Genomic DNA, 18,718 nt, shown 5'->3' with positions numbered 1-18,718 from the left:
ATTTGTATTATACTACACTAGATTGCTAAGGTTAAGTTTGTTAAAAGTATTTTAGGGTTAGCATTATGTTGTATGTCTTGTAACCCAAAGTATGATTGCTTGTATATTTTCAACCATCTTTTAGCTTGTTCGTTAGGCAAGGTAGTTTTGTTTACACTTTGCATAAATGCAGAATAACTAATAATCTTAAGTGCTTCCAAGAAGGTTTCTATTGAATTTAAGTGTTCATTTAAAGATGCTAGCTGGGTGTATTTGTCTCCCTTTAAGAAGTTCTTGACAGATTCGATTGATTCAAGCAAAGGATGGTCGGCTTTTTGCAATATGGACGCAATCAGCCCAATCCGTCCCCTGGCAATTATCTGAGCTCTAGAAATCTCATCTTCATTATAGTCGCTAGAAAAATATGAATGAATCTTTGAGGTCGAGACTTCCGATAGTTGCAGTCTTTCAATGCGCGAAAGGATAGTAGGCAACAAACCACTTGTAGAAGTGGCTGTCAGTATTATCATAGAATGACTAGGCGGTTCTTCTACTATCTTTAACAACGCGTTTTGAGCGTCTGTATGCATCTTATGTGCATCCTCAATTATCAAAACCCTAGCAACCTGTTTATCAGACTTAATCCTTAGCTTAAAAAAAGCATGTATTTCACGAACCTGATCAATAGTTACCATGTTCTTATTCTCTTCTGGAGATATTATTTTCATATGTTGACTTTCAAAGTCAGGTGAATTGCCCAGAACCTTGTACGCAATATATTTAGCGACATGCATTTTACCGAATCCTATCGGTGCGAATATCCCAAGTCCATGAGGGGGTTTACTGCATATACTTCTTATTGAAGATTGCGTATTTGCACTTAGTAGAATTTTCATAGATCCATTATATCTTTAAACTCACTGGGTAGTGGTGCTTTAAAAACTTGTCTGTGCTTATTTGGCAAAGTTAACTCTAGTTCCTTGGCGTGTAGCATTAATCTGGAATAATCCTCTCCACCATATAGTATGTCGCCAACAATCGGATAGCCAAGTTGTTTTAAGTGTACCCTTAACTGATGAGTTCTGCCAGTTTCAGGTTTAAGAATTATTGTTGAATGTAGGTTATTCGATTCAGTCACCTCGTAATTTGTTTGAGCTTCTTTACCATTTACGCCTACTCTGAATTGTTTAGGGCTTCGTGGATCGCGCTCTATTGGCATGTCGATTCTTGCTTTCTCGGGTTTTAAACCAGTCTTTATTACTGCTACATATGTTTTTTTGACTTTTCTTTGGGCAAATTGTTTTTGAAGCCACTTTTGTGATTCTTGATTTTTTGCACAAATCATCACACCAGATGTAGCTCTGTCTAGGCGGTGGACTATACCCGCCCTTTCTCCTTCGAGTCCGTCAATTTTATTTGCAATATATGTTGCCACTGTAGCTTCTGGATTATACGAGCCTTTACTGTGACTTAACACCCCCACTGGTTTATTTATTACCAGACAGTCATGATCTTCATAGATAATTGGTATATTTATATCATCAATCCGCCCATCAGATTCTTCAAAATCAATCAAGACTAAGTCGCTATTCTTGAGCATATATCCAGCCTTATAGCGCTGATTATTAACCAAGATCTTGCCATTATCTAAAAGTTTTCTTATGTAGCTCCTAGATAAATTTGGAAATTGTTGTTGCAGTGCAATGTCAAGTCGGACACTTGAATCAGCTTTATATTCCCATTTCTTCATTTATATTTTTTCAATTTCTTCTATTTTATCAACTTCAATAGGCGACAATAGCTGTCTGATCTGTTTTAATTCTGGTGTCATACCTCTGAAGTTTAAAGTTTTGTGCATACAGTTATTTGCTCCTTAAGCCAACAGCTTTTTGTAGCTTAAATAGTACTGTGTTTGCCTGCTTATTCATAACCTTTTCGGATTTTTCTAACTTACTGATCAAGGCCGTTTCGTCAACCAATGATAATTTTTGTTGAAAAGCTGATAAGAATATCACTACTTGCTCTGCTACATCTTGTTTTAATGCTCCGTATTGGGTTTGGCCTACGTATCTCTTTACCACTACATCTAGTTCTTCTCCTAGCAATAAGGCAAGAATTTGCAGTAAATTACTAATACCTGGTTGGTTAATGATGTCATAGTGAATTTTCCCAATACTGTCTGTAGTTGCGCTCATTACCTTTTTTCGTGCAAGTTCAGGGTTATCGCTTAAGAATATAACACCTTTACCAGTTTCATCAGATTTGCTCATTTTTTTGAGCGGGTCGTGTAGATCTTTAATCCTCAAGCCTTGATCGTTTCCAAACAGTTTGTGTTGATCTTTTACGGACTCAGGAATAGTGAAGATATTACCGAACTTACTATTAATTCTCTCTGCAATATCTCTGGTAAACTCAAGATGTTGAGATTGATCATCCCCTACTGGAACGAACCGAGCGTTATACAACAAAATATCAGACGCCATTAACACAGGATAGTCAAACAGACCAACACTTATTGAATCTTTACCTTTTGATTTATCCTTAAATTGAGTCATACGTGACATTTCACCAAATCCAGTAAAATTGTTCAGTATTACCGTTAGCTCGCTGTGAGCAGGCACAAAACTTTGTCTATAAATATGCACATTGTCGTCATTTAGTGGCAAGCCCGAAGCTACAAACTTTTTTAGAGTATTGATTGTTTGATCATATAGTCGATCGTATTGGATTTCTGTAGTAAAACTATGAAGGTCCGGTACAAATAAATTTATTTGATATTTACTAGAATTTTTTTTTGCCATGTCAATAATTGGAAGCATTGCTCCAAAATAATTTCCTAGCTGAGGTTCTTCATTTGACCTAATACCGGTTAAGACTACTGATTTACTCATAGATATAATTATACTTTATATTATGCAAAATACGGAACGTCAGACTGTGCTGATTCACTTCTTAGATTCTGTTCGTTCCGAATATCGTTCTTTTGTAGTTCTTCTATCAAAACCAGTAATTGCAGTACATACTCTTCTGCTGATCGAGAATCGGTTGGATCCATCTCAATCTTATGTTCGCTGAGTACTTCTCTAGCTAATCTGTTGTCTACTATCATATACATTCCTTTCAATTAAAATAACCGCCTTTGGCTAGGGCGGTTATATCAATTTTTGCTGAGTTTATTACTTAATACGCACTTTAGCAACCGCCATTTCTGAGCGATTAAACCAAAAAAATATGTAATCTAATATGCGCATCATCCTAGACCAAAATACACCGATAGTGACTAATTGTCAATATGTAGGTAAATAATATAGTCCGGTAACTATCGCTTAGTGAACTGGCGTTGTTTTCGGGCACCTTTGAGGCCGAACTTCTTGCGTTCTTTTTCCCTAGGGTCACGTCCAAGCATATCTGCGCGCTTTAAAGTACCCTTTAGGTCGCCGTTCATCGTAGCTAATGCACGTGCTATTCCGAGTCTTATGGCCTCAGCTTGTCCATTATGACCACCTCCACTAACTTTAGCACTTACATCAAACTTATTGATCTGATCAAGTAGCGCAAATGGTTTTTGAAGTTCTGATAATAATGTTTTACTGCCCGAAAAATAGTCTTCTGCAGATTTATCATTAATAGTAACTACCCCTTTTCCATTCATGATACGAACACGAGCAGTTGAGCTTTTTCGTCGTCCAAGTGCATAGAAATAACTGTTTTTTGTCATTATTTGGCTTCCTTAACGTTAACTTGCTTTGGCTTTTGAGCTGTATGCTGATGTTCGTTACCAGCATAAACCTTAAGTCTTGCTAATCGACCGGGACGCAATTTGTTGGCAGGAATCATTCCTCTCACGGCCTTGATGATTACATCTGCAGAATCCTTCTCTATCTTTTCATTTAGGGTCATCTGCTTTATTCCACCGGGATATCCAGAGTGTCGATAATACATTTTGTCCGTTAACTTCTTTCCTGTTACCTTTAGTGAATCACTATTGATCACAACCACATAATCACCGCAATCGATGTGAGGTGTATATTGCGGTTTTAGCTTTCCGGTCAAGATATTAGCTATTTGTGTTGATAAGCGACCAAGGGTTGCTTGACTTGCATTAATAACAAACCATTCTCTTTTTATGTCTGTTGGCTTTGCGCTATACGTCTTCATATTACTTCACCTCGTCTTTCTTCTTTGACTTTGAAGTGAGAGTCTTTGATTTAGCGTCATCCTTGGACTCTTTCTTTTCATCCAAAGATAGATCGTCTACAAAACTTACCTTTGCTAGTTGAGCATTATCTCCACGACGTAAACGTGTTCGCTCAATTCTCAAGTGACCACTGGTGCGATCGGTTAGGTTAGGCGCAATTGCATCAACTAATTTATTTGCAGTCTCTTTAGTCATTAATCTACTAACAACAAGACGTCGACTGTGCAAATCCCCCTTTTTTGCTTTAGTAATCAATTTTTCAACATAAGGAACAAGTTCCTTAGCTTTTGGTAATGTGGTTTCAATTGATTCTTGAACAATTAACGACTCAGCTAGACTTTTAATTAAAGCTTCGCGTTGATCACGTTCACGTCCAAATTTTCGACCTACGTATCCATGGCGATGCATAATTAAATCTCCAACTCCGCCATTTTATCTTTAACTTCGTCAAGAGCTTTTGCTCCAAATCCCTTTAGGTCTCGTAATTCAGCATCACCTAAACTTAACAAGTCCTTCAATGTATGTATATCGTTATTAACAAGTGCATTACTTGTGCGAGCCGTAAGATTGAGATCTTCGATGGGCGTCATCAACTCTGCACTGTCCTCAGAAGCTTCCTCCTCAACAGGTTGAGTTGCTACAAGACTGGGAGCAGCCTCAACTTTAGTTTGACCAGCAAGCGCAGTATATTGATTAACTAAAATGGCTGCAGCTTCTTCGAAAGCGTCCTTCGGAGTAATGCTTCCGTCTGTATCGATGACTAATATTAGTTTGTCAAGGTCGGTCATTTGGCCAACACGGGTGTTTTCAACTTTATATCGTACTCTTTGTACAGGACTAAAGATCGCGTCAACCGATATCATATCACTAGATTTTCGATGGGCTGTTTCGTCAACCGGGCGATAGCCACGACCTGTTTCAACCGTAATTTCAATGTTTAAACTAGTTTTAGGGTCGTCTATTGTGCAGATAATGTGATCAGCATTAACTATTTCTACATCAGCAGTAGCTTGAATATCTTTGGCCAATACTGGACCTTTTCCTGATTTCTTTATAGATAAGACCTGTGGTTCGTCTGAAAATACTTTGAAACGAACACCTTTAAGTGCCAACATAATATCAACAATATCTTCTTTGACTCCAGATACAGTTGTGAATTCATGTGTTGCTCCTTCAATCCTAAAGCCCGTTACCGCTGCGCCAGCAATACTTGAAAGAAGAACACGTCGTAAGCTGTTACCTAGTGTCATTCCATAGCCTGTATGTAATGGTTCGATTGCAAAAGTTGCACTTGTAGCAGAATGTTCATCAACTGACACTACTCCTGGTACATATATATTTTTTGACATCTTTGCCTCCTTATCGTGAGTAATACTCAACAATTAATTGCTCATTTATATCTGGTTCAACTTCATCACGTGTTGGAATACCGGTGATGCTTATTTTGAACTTCTTTCTATCTATAGTAAGCCATGAGGCTTCATTTTCTTGACCTCCTGGACTGACATCATCAATCTTCTTAAAATACTCGTTAGATTTGCTCGCTTCTCGAAGAACGATTTCATCACCAGGCTTAATACGGATTGAGGGTATGTCTACGCGACGTCCATTTAGCATAAAATGACCGTGAGTAACTAACTGTCTTGCTGAACGTCTACTAACTGCTAGGCCGCTACGGTAAACCGCGTTGTCTAAGCGCCTTTCTAAGAATATCAATAGATGTTCGCCAGATTGTCCTTCTGTACGGTCGGCCTCAGCCATTAATTTACGGAATTGTCGTTCTAATAATCCATACAATCGCTTGACTTTTTGTTTTTCGCGCAATTGTATCGCATATTGGCTAGGTTTGTTTCTACTATTTCGACCACCTGGGTTTGCTGGTGTAGCCCGCTTAACCAACGCTTTGTGTGCCTTTGGGTGCAAGGCATAACCTTCACGACGACTCATTTTAACAATTGGTTGTAAATCTCTTGCCATAATACTAAACCCTTCGTGCTTTCTTTGGTCTAACACCACCATGTGGAGCGGTAGTTACATCAATTAACTTTTCGACGCGAACATCCATAGTATTTAGAACTCTGACGATTGCATCCCGACCAAGACCAATACCTTTAATATACACATCAACTTTACTCATACCATGCATTTGCTTAACTGCTTGTGTTGCTTTTTCTGCCGCGACTTGCGCTGCGTATGCCGTACCCTTTTTTGACCCACGAAATCCACAACCACCCGCACTAGCATAGGTTAATGCACCACCCTTACTATCAGTGAAAGTAATTATTGTGTTGTTAAAAGTCGCCAATACATGAACTTGTCCATATGGAACTGCGCGCTTAGCTTTTTTCTTTTTGATAGTTGTTGTACTTGTAGTATTCTCTGCCATATCCTATATTCTCCTGACCTAAGTCTTAGCTGGTGCTTTCTTCTTAGTTCCACCAACTGTAGTCTTCTTGCCACGTCGAGTCCGTGCATTAGTTCGAGTTTGTTGACCGCGAGACGGTAGGTTTGCCTTGTGGCGCATTCCACGATAAGAATTTATTTCCTTAAGTCGTTTGATGTTAGACGTGACAATTCTTTGTAATTCACCTTCAACTGTATAATTGTTATTTATAACATCTTGAATTTGTGAAATTTCTTGATCAGTTAATTTATTGACACGAATTGTCGGATCGATTTTGGCTTGTTTCAGTATATCTTTGCTGAATTTGGGGCCAATACCATATACATAAGTTAGGGCAGTCTCAATTTGTTTGTCATTTGGAATTGTAACTCCAGAAATTCTTGCCATAATTAACCTTGCCTCTGCTTATGCTTTGGTTTTAGCTTATTGATAACGTAAAGTCGCCCTTTACGACGAACTATCTTATCGTCGGGGCTGATCTTCTTTACACTTGCACGTACTTTCATCCTTTTGATCGTCTCCTTATCGTGGGTGATTACGGATTGCAATATATTGCAACTCACTGCGTATTATTATTTATGATTTGCGATAGGTGATTCTTCCCTTAGTGAGATCATAAGGGGTCAACTCAACCGTAACGCTGTCACCTGGCACGATACGTATGTAGTGTTTGCGCATCTTTCCAGCAACATGAGCTATAATTTGATGGCCATTCTCGAGTTCAACTTTGAATTGTGTACCCGGTAAGGTTTCCACAATCACACCATTTAACTCGATTACTTCTTTGTTGCTAGCCATAAATATATAACAAGATTTAATTTTATCAGATGTACAAGATCATGTAAAGCACTTTTTCTCACCCCATCCCCACTATCACTGTTGTGCCTTCTCCTGGTTGGCTGGTGATGGTTAGGTTGGCGTTGTATTGTTCGGCAATTACTTTGCATAGGTAGAGGTCTAGTCCTAGTCCGGTATCAGTGAAGTGTTCTAGGCTATGGGCTGAGTTGAATGGGGTAAAGATATTGTTTAGTTGTTCTGGGGGTATGCCTTTGCCATGATCGGTAATAGTTATTTGGATAGGTAGGTTGGTATTGCTAAGGTTGGTAGTTACTGTGTTGGGTTTATTTATCTGGTTAGATTTGTTGGCTTTGTGGTTGGATTGGGATAGTTCTATATTGGAGCCAGCAGTACTAGCTGAGATAGCATTCTTGAGTGGAGCTGACAGTAGATGGGTTAGAGCATTAGCTTCTATGTTGACGTTTTGGTTGGGTTTGATGTTGTTGGTAGTTATAGTGATGTTCTGTTGGTCAGCTAGGGATCTGAGGTTAGTTAGGGTAGTAGATATAGTACTGCTTAGGTTGGTGTGGTATTGCAGTCCTGGGACATGCTTAGATAGGTTGCTGAGTTTTTCTAGTTGGGAGACTATGTCTTTTAGTTCATTGAGGCCTTGGTTGAAGTTACGGACTTTAGGATACTTAGCTAGGTCTTGGCTGACACCTTCTAGGATTATGATGTCATCGTTGAGCTTGTTGTAGGCATCAGCTATGAAGTTAGCTTGGCGAGCATTGAACTCTTGTTCTATTTCTTGTTCGGTTAGTAGAGCTTGTCTTTGGGACTGGAAGGAACGGTAGAAGTAGTAGCTGACACCTAAAGCTATAACACCAACGAAGCCTAGGATAAGTTGAGAAGCAATAGTAATAGCTGTAGGGGTATAGCGTTCAGCTTGAATGAAGATGATGTTGAGTAGTACTACTAAGGTAGAGATAACTACTACTGGGAGCCAGAAGAAAGGATGGGTTAGGAAGCTAAGTCCTTTTCTTTGTTCTAGGTTTCTGATGTTAGCTTGTTGTCTTCCGGTGAGGGATTGTCCTTCATCTAGTAGTTCATTGGCATGGTTAGTGAGACTCTTGATGGCTGACTTAGAGGCTACGATAGAGGCTTCTGGGATAGTTAGAGTGGTAGCTGTAGTGGCTAGGGTTGAGGTGAACACGGAAGCTGAACCAGACTGAGAGCTAGAGTTAGTATTAATAGGTATACTAATGCTATTAGGGGAGCTAGGAGTAGAACTGATGGAGCTGGTGGTACTAGCCTGATTGCTAGAGCTGTTTACGGAAGCTGAACTAGTCTGGGAGCTAGAGTTAGGGGTGTAGGTAGTGCCTGGATTACTGGTAGAGCTAGTAGTGTTACTTGGAGGAGTAGAGCTGGTATTAGTAGGAGGGTTGGTATTAGAGCCTGTAGAGTTATTGTTAGTACTTGAGTTATTGTTTGTGGTGTTGGTACTTGCTGTTGTGGTATTAGCAGTTGTGGTTGAAGTAGTACCCATAGCTAGTAGTTCTATGGTTCCTTGGATCTTAGTGATCGGTGTATTGATGTAGTGGGAGGTAATACGTAGGAAGGTAGCTCTAGCCGATAGTAGAGATTTAAAGCGAGTGATGAGAGCTTGGAGAGCTTGTCTTCTTTTGTTTTCTAGATAGCTAGAATAGCCATAGAGGGCTGAGAGAGCTAGTAGAAGTATGAGTAGGCTGTATGGAATGGCTTTAGCTACGGGTTTAGGTATATTGTTAGCAGTATAGTTCACTAGAGATTGCATGAAGGAACCTTTGACTACTTTAGATAGGGGAGCTGGTAGTGCTGTAGATTGAGGGTTGGAGTAGTACTGATTATTGGATGAAGATGAAGGGGTGTCTGATTCTGTGGGAGTTGTTGGAGATGGAGGAGTGGTTGGAGTTGTGGGAGTAGGTGGTTTGGTGGTACTAGGAGTCTTTGGAGGATTGGTTGGGGTTGTAGGAGTTGTAGGGGTGGTTGGGGTAGTTGGAGTTGTTGGAGGATTGCCATTGCCTGGGTTTTCTGGAGGGTTGGATGGATTACAGTTGGTTGAGCCTACAAAGTCTGGATAGTTAGTACAGTTAGTCTTCCATATAGTAGAGAAGTTCCATTGGTTCAAGGGGGGGTTGGTAGAGTTGTTCTTGAAGTAGTTAGGTTGAGAACCATCGGTGTTGATGGGGTGACAGTCGGAATACATATCTGGATACGCAAGTGCCCCAATAATTACAGAAATATCTTTAACACATTCGTCTTGTCCTGTTTTTTCAACATCATAATAACTATTAAAATCTAGTGGCAAAATATTATTCTGTGAAATATAATCTGGATCACGATATTCGGGATACATACCAATCAAACCAGCACTAATAACAGGAACATTCTTATCAATAATAGGTACATAAACCTCGTTACTAGGTACGCTAACCTTACCGGTAGCAAAAGAGTTAACGACGCCAAAAACACCGAGTGGATCCGTTGATGGACGCGTAAAGAATGGTGCAAAATTCACTGGGTTTGGCCTATCCTCTGGTGGTAGGGTAATTAAGTTAGATGTATCTAAGCCAGCGATTCCATAACCAACCAGCCCTCCGGCACTACCTACCCCATATAACCTTCCGTTACCTATCCGGCTGGCAGATTGTTGAATGGTAACATCTCCAGAAGCATATGATGAAGATATTTGCGCCATGGATATCCCCGCTAGTCCACCAGCGATTGGTATGGATCCTCCGAACAAAAACCCTTCATCAAAATATGTTGGATTACTTGGGTCATACGTTGAAGTTACTTGGCTGGTTGAATGCGAGTTTTCAATACCTTGATTATTTACCGAATCGGAGATAATTACCCCGACTAGCCCGCCGGCAATCCTCGATTGTACTTCTCCAGAAGAGTATGAACGGCTTATTAATGTATTATTCGCCGTCCCGACTAACCCGCCCGATATGCCCCTACCATTGAGTGCTTCGACATTGCCCGTTGCTTTTGCATTTTGTATATCAATACGATTCTCACAGTTTGTATTGTCGTCTTGGAATTCTGTTATTGGATAAGAACAATTGCCGTTTGCCATACCGACTAGCCCGCCGGCAATACCATAACTAAAATAGTACCCAGCGCAATCACTATTGGCATCTGGTGCGAAGTAACATTCAGAAGGCTGTTGTGCCCATTCTGTAGTATCACTTACTATGTTGCCTGACGAGTCGCTCTCCTCAATCAGTACTCTTCCCTCTGTTAAACCAACAAGACCACCGATAGGTATACCAGACTTTACTGTTATATTAGAACTAGAGTGAGAGGATTTTACAGATGTTTTACTTATTTTAAAATCAGCACCACTTGGCCCACCAGCAACAGACCCAATAATACCACCGACACCATCCAAAATTTTATGTGGACCACCAAAGTATGTGAATATGGAGTATGCAAAATTTGTGTAAGATCGATATTTACTGGCCCCTATACTTATGTTGCCTGTCGATGAAAGATTGTTATATACAACTTCTGGCTCGATAGCTTCTATTGCTGGAGCCATTGAAAAGGTTGCCCCAATGACACCTCCAACACTAAATGAACTATAATCAACACTACAATTTATATTTGTTGATGTTGAGATATCGTGTATAGATGCATTGCTAAAAATATTCTCAGAGTTGCTAAGGTTAAGCGGGATCATATTCATAACAATACCGACACCTGCACCAATTGAGCTCATTGATCCTCCGCCCTGACATTCGATAGTTCCCCCTGCAGTACTATTACTTATAGAAGAATCAAAAGCAGAAGCAAAAACTCCAGCTAGATTACCAACTGATCTAACATTATAATAACCGTTAGTTGACACCCCTCCGTTAGCCTGAACATTTGAAATCTCAAATCCCAACGCAGAACCTATAACCCCACCAGCAATAATACTAGTATAGTTCGGGTCATTATTCTCATAACCAACATCCAGGCTAAATATTTTTGCTACAAAATCTTGAAGCCCAGGCTGTGCTACCGTCTTATTTGAGCTAGAAACAGTAATATTTACGTTAGATGATGAGTTATTGATATCAACAACACCATCAAAAGACGTATCAGACCCAACGCCAACAAGGCCACCAATAATATTTGTTGTTTCGTAACCATTCGCATTGCTAATGGGGGTAGAGTCAACATGTATTTGGCCACCCACTGAGATATTACTAATCTTAGAGTTTTCCCTCATGCCACCAACCAATCCACCTATAGCACTACAAACATTAGATTCATCGATAACACTAAACGAAGACTCATTCTGACAACTTGACGTTATATGATTAGACGTAAAATTTACATCTATGTTGGCGAGATTTATATCTTTGATACTACTGTACTTTATAGTATAAAATAGCCCACCATATCTATCAGAATCTTGGTATAGTCCACTAATGGTATGTCCTTGGCCTTCAAAATTTCCGGTAAAATCTCCTCCGTTAGTAATGTTATATATGCTCACAAAACCTGTAGTTTGTTGCATCTCTACAGGCAGGAGTCCTTGCCAATCCCAATTTGATGACTCACTACAATCAATATTATTATCAATGATGTAATTCCCGGAGGCATCTCCTAACTCATAAGTAACTGGGTCGATACTTATTGCCTGCAACTGTTGACAATTTGTTATATGATACGTTGATTGTGGTAGAGTTGTAACCGTTAGGATATCCGACCAATCACTAGTAATACTATCACTTCTAACTGTCTTAACCCTAAAATCGTAGGATGTCTGTGGATCTAGATCATAGATGGAAATAAACGACCCATAAACTGTTGAATCCACGTAATCAACCCATGAACTTTCAGAGGTCTTTTTGTATTGCACATCGTAATGGTGTGATCCAGTTACAGAATCCCAGTCTAGTTCAACAATTCTAGTAAAAGGCGTGCCTGATAAGTTTTGAGGCTTATCTAGTGACACTCCTTGGCAATCTTTGCCGGCATCAGTTATAGACCACGAATCGTTACTAATTAATGCTTGTCTATAAGTCTCCGACAAACAATACTTACTCGTTCCACCACCAAATACTACTCCTTGTTGAACTGTTTGCTGTGCCCATGAGATGAGAGTGTCATCATAATTAGCGGTTGATAAGCCTGACATCGGAAGATTGTATAATGCTTGGAACATTGCTGGCCAATCTTCATATGGAACACCTGCAAAAGCTTGCTCTAAGTATCCATTAGCATTACCAAACATGTAATTCATTAATGTTACATTACCTACATCCCATGAATCTAGAGACTGATTAAAAGAAGTTGCGCTAGCAAACATTCCCACCATTTCTGTTACATTCTCAGTATTCCAATTATTTAGAGGTTGGTTAAAATCTAGTGCACCGCCAAACATTCCTGTCATATTTTCTACCGAGCTGACATCCCAGCTATTTAAGGGCTGATTGAAATCGCTTGCCCCAGAAAACATACCGCTCATATTAATTACTGAACTAACGTCCCAACTGTCAATATTTTGGTTAAAAGACGTTGCCCCGAAAAACATTCCATCCATTGCTGTTACATTGCTGACATCCCAGCTGTTGAGAGGTTGGTTGAAATTTGTTGTTCCCGCAAACATACTCCCCATATTAGTTACGTTGCTGACATCCCAGTTGTTTATATTACTATTAAAGGTACTTACCCCCTGGAGCATGCCGTTCATATCAGTCACACCGGATAAATCTGGTGCGTCAGTTGCAGGGATTGTGATGTTGGATGCGCCCGAAAATGCACCATTCATGGATGTCCAAGGGTTAGTTCCCCATTGTTCAACTGTTAGGATCTTATCGTGATCGGTTGTTCCATCGAAATATATTCTAGGAAAGGTTCCAGTTATCTTGACTGTGTAGGTTCCTGGTGTTGAGTAAGTATGAGTGGAGTCTCCGGTTTGGTTAGAGCTAGTGGTAGAGTCTCCCCAGTCTACGTTGTAGTTGTAGGTTTCTCCTGAAAAGGTAGGAACAGTTATTTGATTGCTTCCGCTTACTCCTGAGTTGTCTGTCTTCCAGGTAGTAATGAATTCAGTTGAGCCAATAGAACTACAATCTTTACCACCATCGTTAATAGTCCATGAGTGATTGGTTATTATACTTTGCCTTTGGGTTTCAGAGTTACAGTATTTGCTAGTGCCGGCATCAAAGGTGACACCACTTTGTAATGATTGGGATGACCAACCGGCTAGGGTAGAGTCATAGTTGGTGGTGGAGAGGCCGGAAGGAGATAATGTTACTCCAGGCGCAACTTGAATTGAAGTACTAGAAAACATCATCGTCATATTTGTCACACTATTCAAGTCCCAGCCGCTAAGTGGCTGGTTAAACGACGTAGCGCCCACAAACAGTCCAGACATATTCGTAACATTACTGGTATTCCAATTATTCAAAGGTTGATTGAATGATGCAGCGCCCGCAAACAGTCCAGACATATTCGTAACATTACTGGTATTCCAATTATTCAAAGGTTGATTGAATGAAGTCGCTCGAGCAAATAGATTTGATAAATCAAGTACATTAACGACATTCCAGTTATTTAGTGGCTGATTGAAAGCTGCCGCTTCGGTGAACATTATATTTAATTTTGTCACATTTGATGTATTCCAATTGCTCAAAGATTGATTGAAAGAAGTCGCTTGATAAAACATCCAACTCATGTCGGTTACACTACTGGTATCCCAATTGTTTAGTGGCTGATTGAAGATTGTAGCGCCTACAAACACTCCAGACATATCAGTTACGTTTGATGTGGTCCAATCATTTATAAGACCATTAAAAGAAGTGGCGTATGCAAACATTCCAGAAATATTTGTCACATTTGATGTGTTCCAATTGTTCAAAGATTGGTTAAATGTACTTGCCTCATTAAACATTCTACTCATATTAGTTATGTTACCTACATCCCAATGATTAAGTGATTGATTTAGTGAAGTTGCCTTCGAGAACATAGAACTCATATCAGTTACATTGGATAAGTTCGGAGCATCTATAGCAGGGATGGTTAGATTATATGGGAAGTAAAATGACTCGTTCATTGAAGTCCAAGGGTTTGAACCCCACTGCTCTACAGTTAAGATTTTTATATAATCTGAAACACCTTTTCCAAAATGTATTCTAGGAAATGTTCCGGATATTTTTACGGTGTATGTTCCTGGTGTTGAGTAAGTATGGGTGGAGTCTCCGGTTTGGTTAGAGCTAGTGGTAGAGTCTCCCCAGTCTACGTTGTAGTTGTATCCTCCAGTCCAATGTGTAGGTATAGTTATTTGATTACTGGCACTTATTCCTGGGTTGTCTGTCTTCCAGGTGGTAACAAATTCATTCGGTGCATAGGTTCCATCATAGGTAACTGTATTGTCTGATGAGCTAGAGGCTTGGTTGGTGTTAGTGTTGTTGCTTTGGGCAGTGATGAGTTCTTGGGCTATGGTTGGGATGATGGTTCCAGCTCCGGTGGCTTGGATTCGGACTTCGTAGGTGGTTTTGTTGAAGGCTCCAGCTTCAGTAATAGATTGGATAGTTTGCCCTGGTGCGGTACCACCTAGAGTAATGTCTGTGTTGGTGAAGGTGTTACTGTTTATGGCTTCATTGAATACTACAGTGAATACTGATGTATAAGAAGGATTGGGGTCTGTTGTGCCTGTTTTTTGATTGATGGTTACTGTTAGGGTTCCGGGATCTGCTTTACTGAGTGTGCCTATATAAGCTAGTACTGGTATGGTAAGTATGATGAGAAATAGATAGAAGGAAGCCCAGAAAGGTAGTGGTAGTTTGGATAGTAGGGCTTTGGGGTTTAGTTTCATATTAATGAATGATTTGGTATTTATCTAAATTAGTTGCTATTTTAGGTACTACTAATTTGTTGGTTGTTGAGATGGGGTGTTGATGAATTATGTCGTATAGCTTATTGATACTTAGCCTATACTATGTGACTAATACTAACTTTGTTTAGGCAGAATAGGTAAGTGCAGGATTTGATATAAGTCTGTTATTAACTACGACTTGTTGGTACCACTCAACTACTTAATGTACTGAGTAATATTGTACTGGTTATGGTTGGGGAATGAAAGGGGGTGTATCCGTCCATAACATTCTGGACTCCTGTTGGCTTAATTGTAACACTTCTAGTAAGTACTGCATTGGACTTTTTAAACCAAGTCCATAATGTGGTCTTTTTGTGTTATACCATATACACCAGTCCATCAATGAATTATTGAAATCCTCAAGGTCATAGGCTAGATTATCTAGGTTCCAGTCTATAAACTCTTCTTGGATGCTACGGTTAAATCTTTCAACCATTCCGTTATTCTTAGGTCTTTTGGGATAGTTCCAGAGCTGTTCAATGTTTCGTTCATCACAGGCTCTTATGAAGTGTTTGTAGAACTCACTACCATTGTCATGATGCACTCGTCTGATCTCAAATGGGGTAACAGCTTGCAGTTTGTTCAGGAAGTCTGCTGCGTTGGTACTACTGGGGCTAGTATAGCCATAGGCAAAGCCGAATCTACCTTTGTAATCTACTGCTGTAAGTACATAACGGCGTATACCGTTTATAAACTTAACAATAGTGTCTATCTGTAGCATATCTCCTGGTTGCTCAGGCTGATAACCATTCCTGCGTTGTTTATTGAGTCTTGGCTTACGACTTTGTTTCTCAAGTAGTTTGCCGGTAGCACCTGAAACGGTTAACCTGGTATATTTTGGTAATAGGCCTTGAAACTTAAGGTCTTTGAGGATTCTACCTACGGTAGATGCCGAAGGTGGTTTTAGATTCCAAGCTGTACACTCATCTTTGAGTAATACGGCTAGCTTATCTTTACTTAGCTTAGGGTGTAAGCTTCTTTGTTCTAGAATAAAGTTAGTAATACGCATATCTACCATTCGCTTGCGTTTGTGTTTTGGTGCAGTGCTCTTTGGAGCTAAACATCTGAGTGAGCCATTGTTATCCTTTAGACGCCTCTTCCAGCTGAACACAGTGCTCCTACTTACGCTAAAAGCTTGTCTGGTGGCTTGTTCCCCGAAATCATCATAGAACTGAATTATCTTGAGTCTTTGCTCAATTACATGTTTATATGGGTGTTGGGTTATGTCTTGTATAGATCTCATAGTCTTACGAGCATAACCCCTCAAGAATGATTCAGTATATATCTGTTGCATAAAAAGACTCCTTCCCAGCTAGCTATCGCTAGCCTTCAGGAGTCCAATATGTTTCTGAACTTATGCAGGGGGAAATAAATATCTAGCTAATCCCACTTCTTTAGCCTAATAAGACGTTACTTATTTAGTTTTTTTCTTACCTTTGGGTAATGCAAGTTTAGATATAACCTTTATTCTATTTTGTTTCTTTGATAAAGTTTCTGATGATTTGTACAAATAATCGGGTTGATCGTACTGATCATATGTTAACATCAAGGCTTGTGATTCGAGCATTCGTAGTGTTTCTAAGGATACAGCAACCAAAATCAACAAGCTGGTTCCACCTAATGAAATATTGGCACCTAAAAATGCCTGAGCGATTATTGGCATAACCGCCAAAAGTCCAAGAGCTATAGCCCCAAACAACGTCAATCTATTCATCACCTTATTTAGATATTTCTCTGTTTGATTTCCGGATCTTACGCCTTCAATGAATCCACCCTGTTGTTGGAGATTCTCAGCTATTTCTTTGGAGTTAAACGCAATCGATGTATAAAAGAATGTAAAGATAAATACTAACAAGAAATAGACTATGGGGTAAACATAAGGTTGCCAGCCTCCCGTAGCAAATGTCTGAGGGCTTGGTGGTTGAAATAGTTGAACTAAGTGTGTTCCAATTTCTTTCAAACGATCACTTGATGAATTGGAAAAGATTTGTCCTAAAAAGCTAGGTACGCTCAAGAATGCTACGGCAAAGATTATTGGAATAACACCTGCTGTTATTAATTTTACCGGAAGTATGGTTGTAACTCCTCCATAAATTCTGTTTCCTTGCACACGTTTGGCATAGTTAACCGTTAGGTTTCTGGCAGCTTCATTTAGTTTAACCACTAGTATCGTTGTGATAACAATTATCGAGATTATTAATAGACTAAGCCAAAATGCCTTTTCATCAATTGGAAGTTGTTTACCGAAAATGGTCCATTTCTTTTCATCTTGGATAACACTATTTAATAAATTAATCCCGGTTGTTGGAAGTTGACTAACGATACCTATCGTAATAATTAACGAAATACCGTTACCGATATTTTGTTCGGTAATCAACTCTCCTAGCCACATCAACAGCATTGCACCTCCAGCAAGCGCGGAAACCATCAAAACCCATTGAGAAAAACTAGCATTGGCCGTGATATCGCCTAAGCCACCAATACTAGATGCTGTTTGACGTACCAAATATATTGAGCCTATTGACTGAATTATAGCAAGCGGTAGTGCCAATACTCTTGTGTATTGATTTATTTTTTTTCGCCCAAATTCACCTTCTTTATTCAGAGCTTCGAGCTTTGGAATTGCTCTTGTTAGCAACTGCATAATAATCGAGGCATTAATGAACGGACCCAAACCTACAAGCATTATTGAAAAATTAGCTAATGCCCCGCCCGAAAGAACATCCATAAATCCTAACAACTGTGAAGATTGAGTGGAATTAAAAAGTGTTTCAAGAATTTGCTGTAAAGTTTCACCATTAGCAATTGGAATAGGTATATGTGCCAAAATCCTAAAAATTACAATCATTCCAACGACAGCAAATATCTTTTTTCGCATATCATTGTTTGTGAATGATTTAAGGATGATTTTCCAGTTCATTAACGACTATTCCCTCTCATTAATCTTATTGTATCTATAAATTGTCAGAATAAAAACTTATTTTGTTGTTTTTTCTTGCTTTTGTCTTTTTTGGCGCTCAATAATCTCTACCTTACCGCCAGCTTTTTCAACGGCCTTAACTGCTGATTTGCTTGCAGATTGCACCTTAATAGTCGTTTTCTTTGTAACATCACCTTTTAATATCAACTTAACTCTAGTATATGGATTAGTGACAATACCTGCTTGTGCAAGTTTAAAATTATCTATGTTAGCCCCTAAACTATCTAGTTGTCCAGTGTATACGTTCTCAGCCTTTGGTGTTTTGGACTTAAACCCTGGAAGCTTTGGTAATCTTTGAGCTAATGGATTTTGACCACCCTCAAATCCTGGTCGCACACCACCACCTGTTCGAGAATTTTGGCCTTTGGTGCCACGCCCTGCTGTCTTTCCTTTACCAGCAGAAATACCACGCCCTACACGAGTGATTGATTTTGACTTCGCTGTTTGTAACTGATTAAACTTCAT

At 39.5% G+C, this 18,718-nt stretch carries 17 protein-coding genes; all 17 read right to left on the bottom strand.

From position 1 onward, the window contains the following. Positions 1-17 precede the first annotated feature (17 nt). Positions 18-875, bottom strand: a complete 858-nt coding sequence (locus H6793_04145) for a hypothetical protein (protein ID USN95487.1) — start codon at positions 873-875, stop codon at positions 18-20. Next, entirely contained in the window at positions 872-1,729 is an 858-nt protein-coding gene (locus tag H6793_04140; GenBank protein USN95486.1) for an RluA family pseudouridine synthase, read from the bottom strand. The genes H6793_04145 and H6793_04140 overlap by 4 nt, the downstream gene beginning before the upstream one ends. A gap of 112 nt (positions 1,730-1,841) precedes the next feature. Beyond that, positions 1,842-2,870 carry a tryptophan--tRNA ligase gene (gene trpS, locus H6793_04135; protein USN95485.1) on the bottom strand — a complete coding sequence of 343 codons (1,029 nt, stop codon included), beginning with the start codon at positions 2,868-2,870 and terminating at the stop codon, positions 1,842-1,844. A gap of 20 nt (positions 2,871-2,890) precedes the next feature. Beyond that, a complete protein-coding gene (locus tag H6793_04130; GenBank protein ID USN95484.1) occupies positions 2,891-3,088 on the bottom strand; it encodes a hypothetical protein in 198 nt (65 codons plus the stop codon). 210 nt (positions 3,089-3,298) lie between these two features. Beyond that, on the bottom strand, positions 3,299-3,697 hold the full coding sequence (gene rpsI / locus H6793_04125) for a 30S ribosomal protein S9 (GenBank protein ID USN95483.1): 399 nt from the start codon (positions 3,695-3,697) through the stop codon (positions 3,299-3,301). After that, a complete protein-coding gene (rplM, locus tag H6793_04120) occupies positions 3,697-4,137 on the bottom strand; it encodes a 50S ribosomal protein L13 (protein USN95482.1) in 441 nt (146 codons plus the stop codon). Before rplM ends, rpsI begins: the two co-directional genes overlap by 1 nt. Position 4,138: 1 nt before the next feature. Further along, positions 4,139-4,588 (bottom strand): 50S ribosomal protein L17, encoded by a 450-nt coding sequence (rplQ, locus tag H6793_04115; protein ID USN95979.1) that lies wholly within the window; start codon positions 4,586-4,588, stop codon positions 4,139-4,141. Further along, on the bottom strand, positions 4,588-5,526 hold the full coding sequence (locus tag H6793_04110) for a DNA-directed RNA polymerase subunit alpha (protein USN95481.1): 939 nt from the start codon (positions 5,524-5,526) through the stop codon (positions 4,588-4,590). Before H6793_04110 ends, rplQ begins: the two co-directional genes overlap by 1 nt. A gap of 10 nt (positions 5,527-5,536) precedes the next feature. Beyond that, positions 5,537-6,154, bottom strand: a complete 618-nt coding sequence (rpsD, locus tag H6793_04105) for a 30S ribosomal protein S4 (GenBank protein ID USN95480.1) — start codon at positions 6,152-6,154, stop codon at positions 5,537-5,539. Between the two features lie 4 nt (positions 6,155-6,158). Then, entirely contained in the window at positions 6,159-6,563 is a 405-nt protein-coding gene (rpsK, locus tag H6793_04100) for a 30S ribosomal protein S11 (GenBank protein USN95479.1), read from the bottom strand. A gap of 18 nt (positions 6,564-6,581) precedes the next feature. Beyond that, positions 6,582-6,968: a 30S ribosomal protein S13 gene (gene rpsM, locus H6793_04095; protein USN95478.1), complete on the bottom strand. Its 387-nt coding sequence runs from the start codon at positions 6,966-6,968 to the stop codon at positions 6,582-6,584. A 2-nt stretch (positions 6,969-6,970) separates the two neighbouring features. Then, a complete protein-coding gene (gene rpmJ, locus H6793_04090) occupies positions 6,971-7,087 on the bottom strand; it encodes a 50S ribosomal protein L36 (protein USN95477.1) in 117 nt (38 codons plus the stop codon). Between the two features lie 70 nt (positions 7,088-7,157). Then, positions 7,158-7,379 (bottom strand): translation initiation factor IF-1, encoded by a 222-nt coding sequence (gene infA, locus H6793_04085; GenBank protein ID USN95476.1) that lies wholly within the window; start codon positions 7,377-7,379, stop codon positions 7,158-7,160. Positions 7,380-7,437: 58 nt separating this feature from the next. Next, positions 7,438-15,213, bottom strand: coding sequence for a BspA family leucine-rich repeat surface protein (locus H6793_04080; protein USN95475.1), 7,776 nt, complete (start codon positions 15,211-15,213; stop codon positions 7,438-7,440). A gap of 247 nt (positions 15,214-15,460) precedes the next feature. Then, positions 15,461-16,567, bottom strand: coding sequence for a DDE-type integrase/transposase/recombinase (locus H6793_04075; protein ID USN95474.1), 1,107 nt, complete (start codon positions 16,565-16,567; stop codon positions 15,461-15,463). 120 nt (positions 16,568-16,687) lie between these two features. Continuing rightward, positions 16,688-18,193 (bottom strand): preprotein translocase subunit SecY, encoded by a 1,506-nt coding sequence (gene secY / locus H6793_04070; protein ID USN95473.1) that lies wholly within the window; start codon positions 18,191-18,193, stop codon positions 16,688-16,690. 57 nt (positions 18,194-18,250) lie between these two features. After that, the gene (rplO, locus tag H6793_04065) at positions 18,251-18,718 is read right to left on the bottom strand and encodes a 50S ribosomal protein L15 (protein ID USN95472.1); all 468 of its coding nucleotides are present in this window, start codon (positions 18,716-18,718) and stop codon (positions 18,251-18,253) included.

Source organism: Candidatus Nomurabacteria bacterium, from assembly GCA_023898625.1.
Classification (GTDB): domain Bacteria; phylum Patescibacteriota; class Saccharimonadia; order Saccharimonadales; family JAGQNJ01; genus HK-STAS-PATE-36.
Note: the sequence above shows the minus strand (reverse complement) of the source record. Positions and strands in the feature narration are given on the sequence as shown.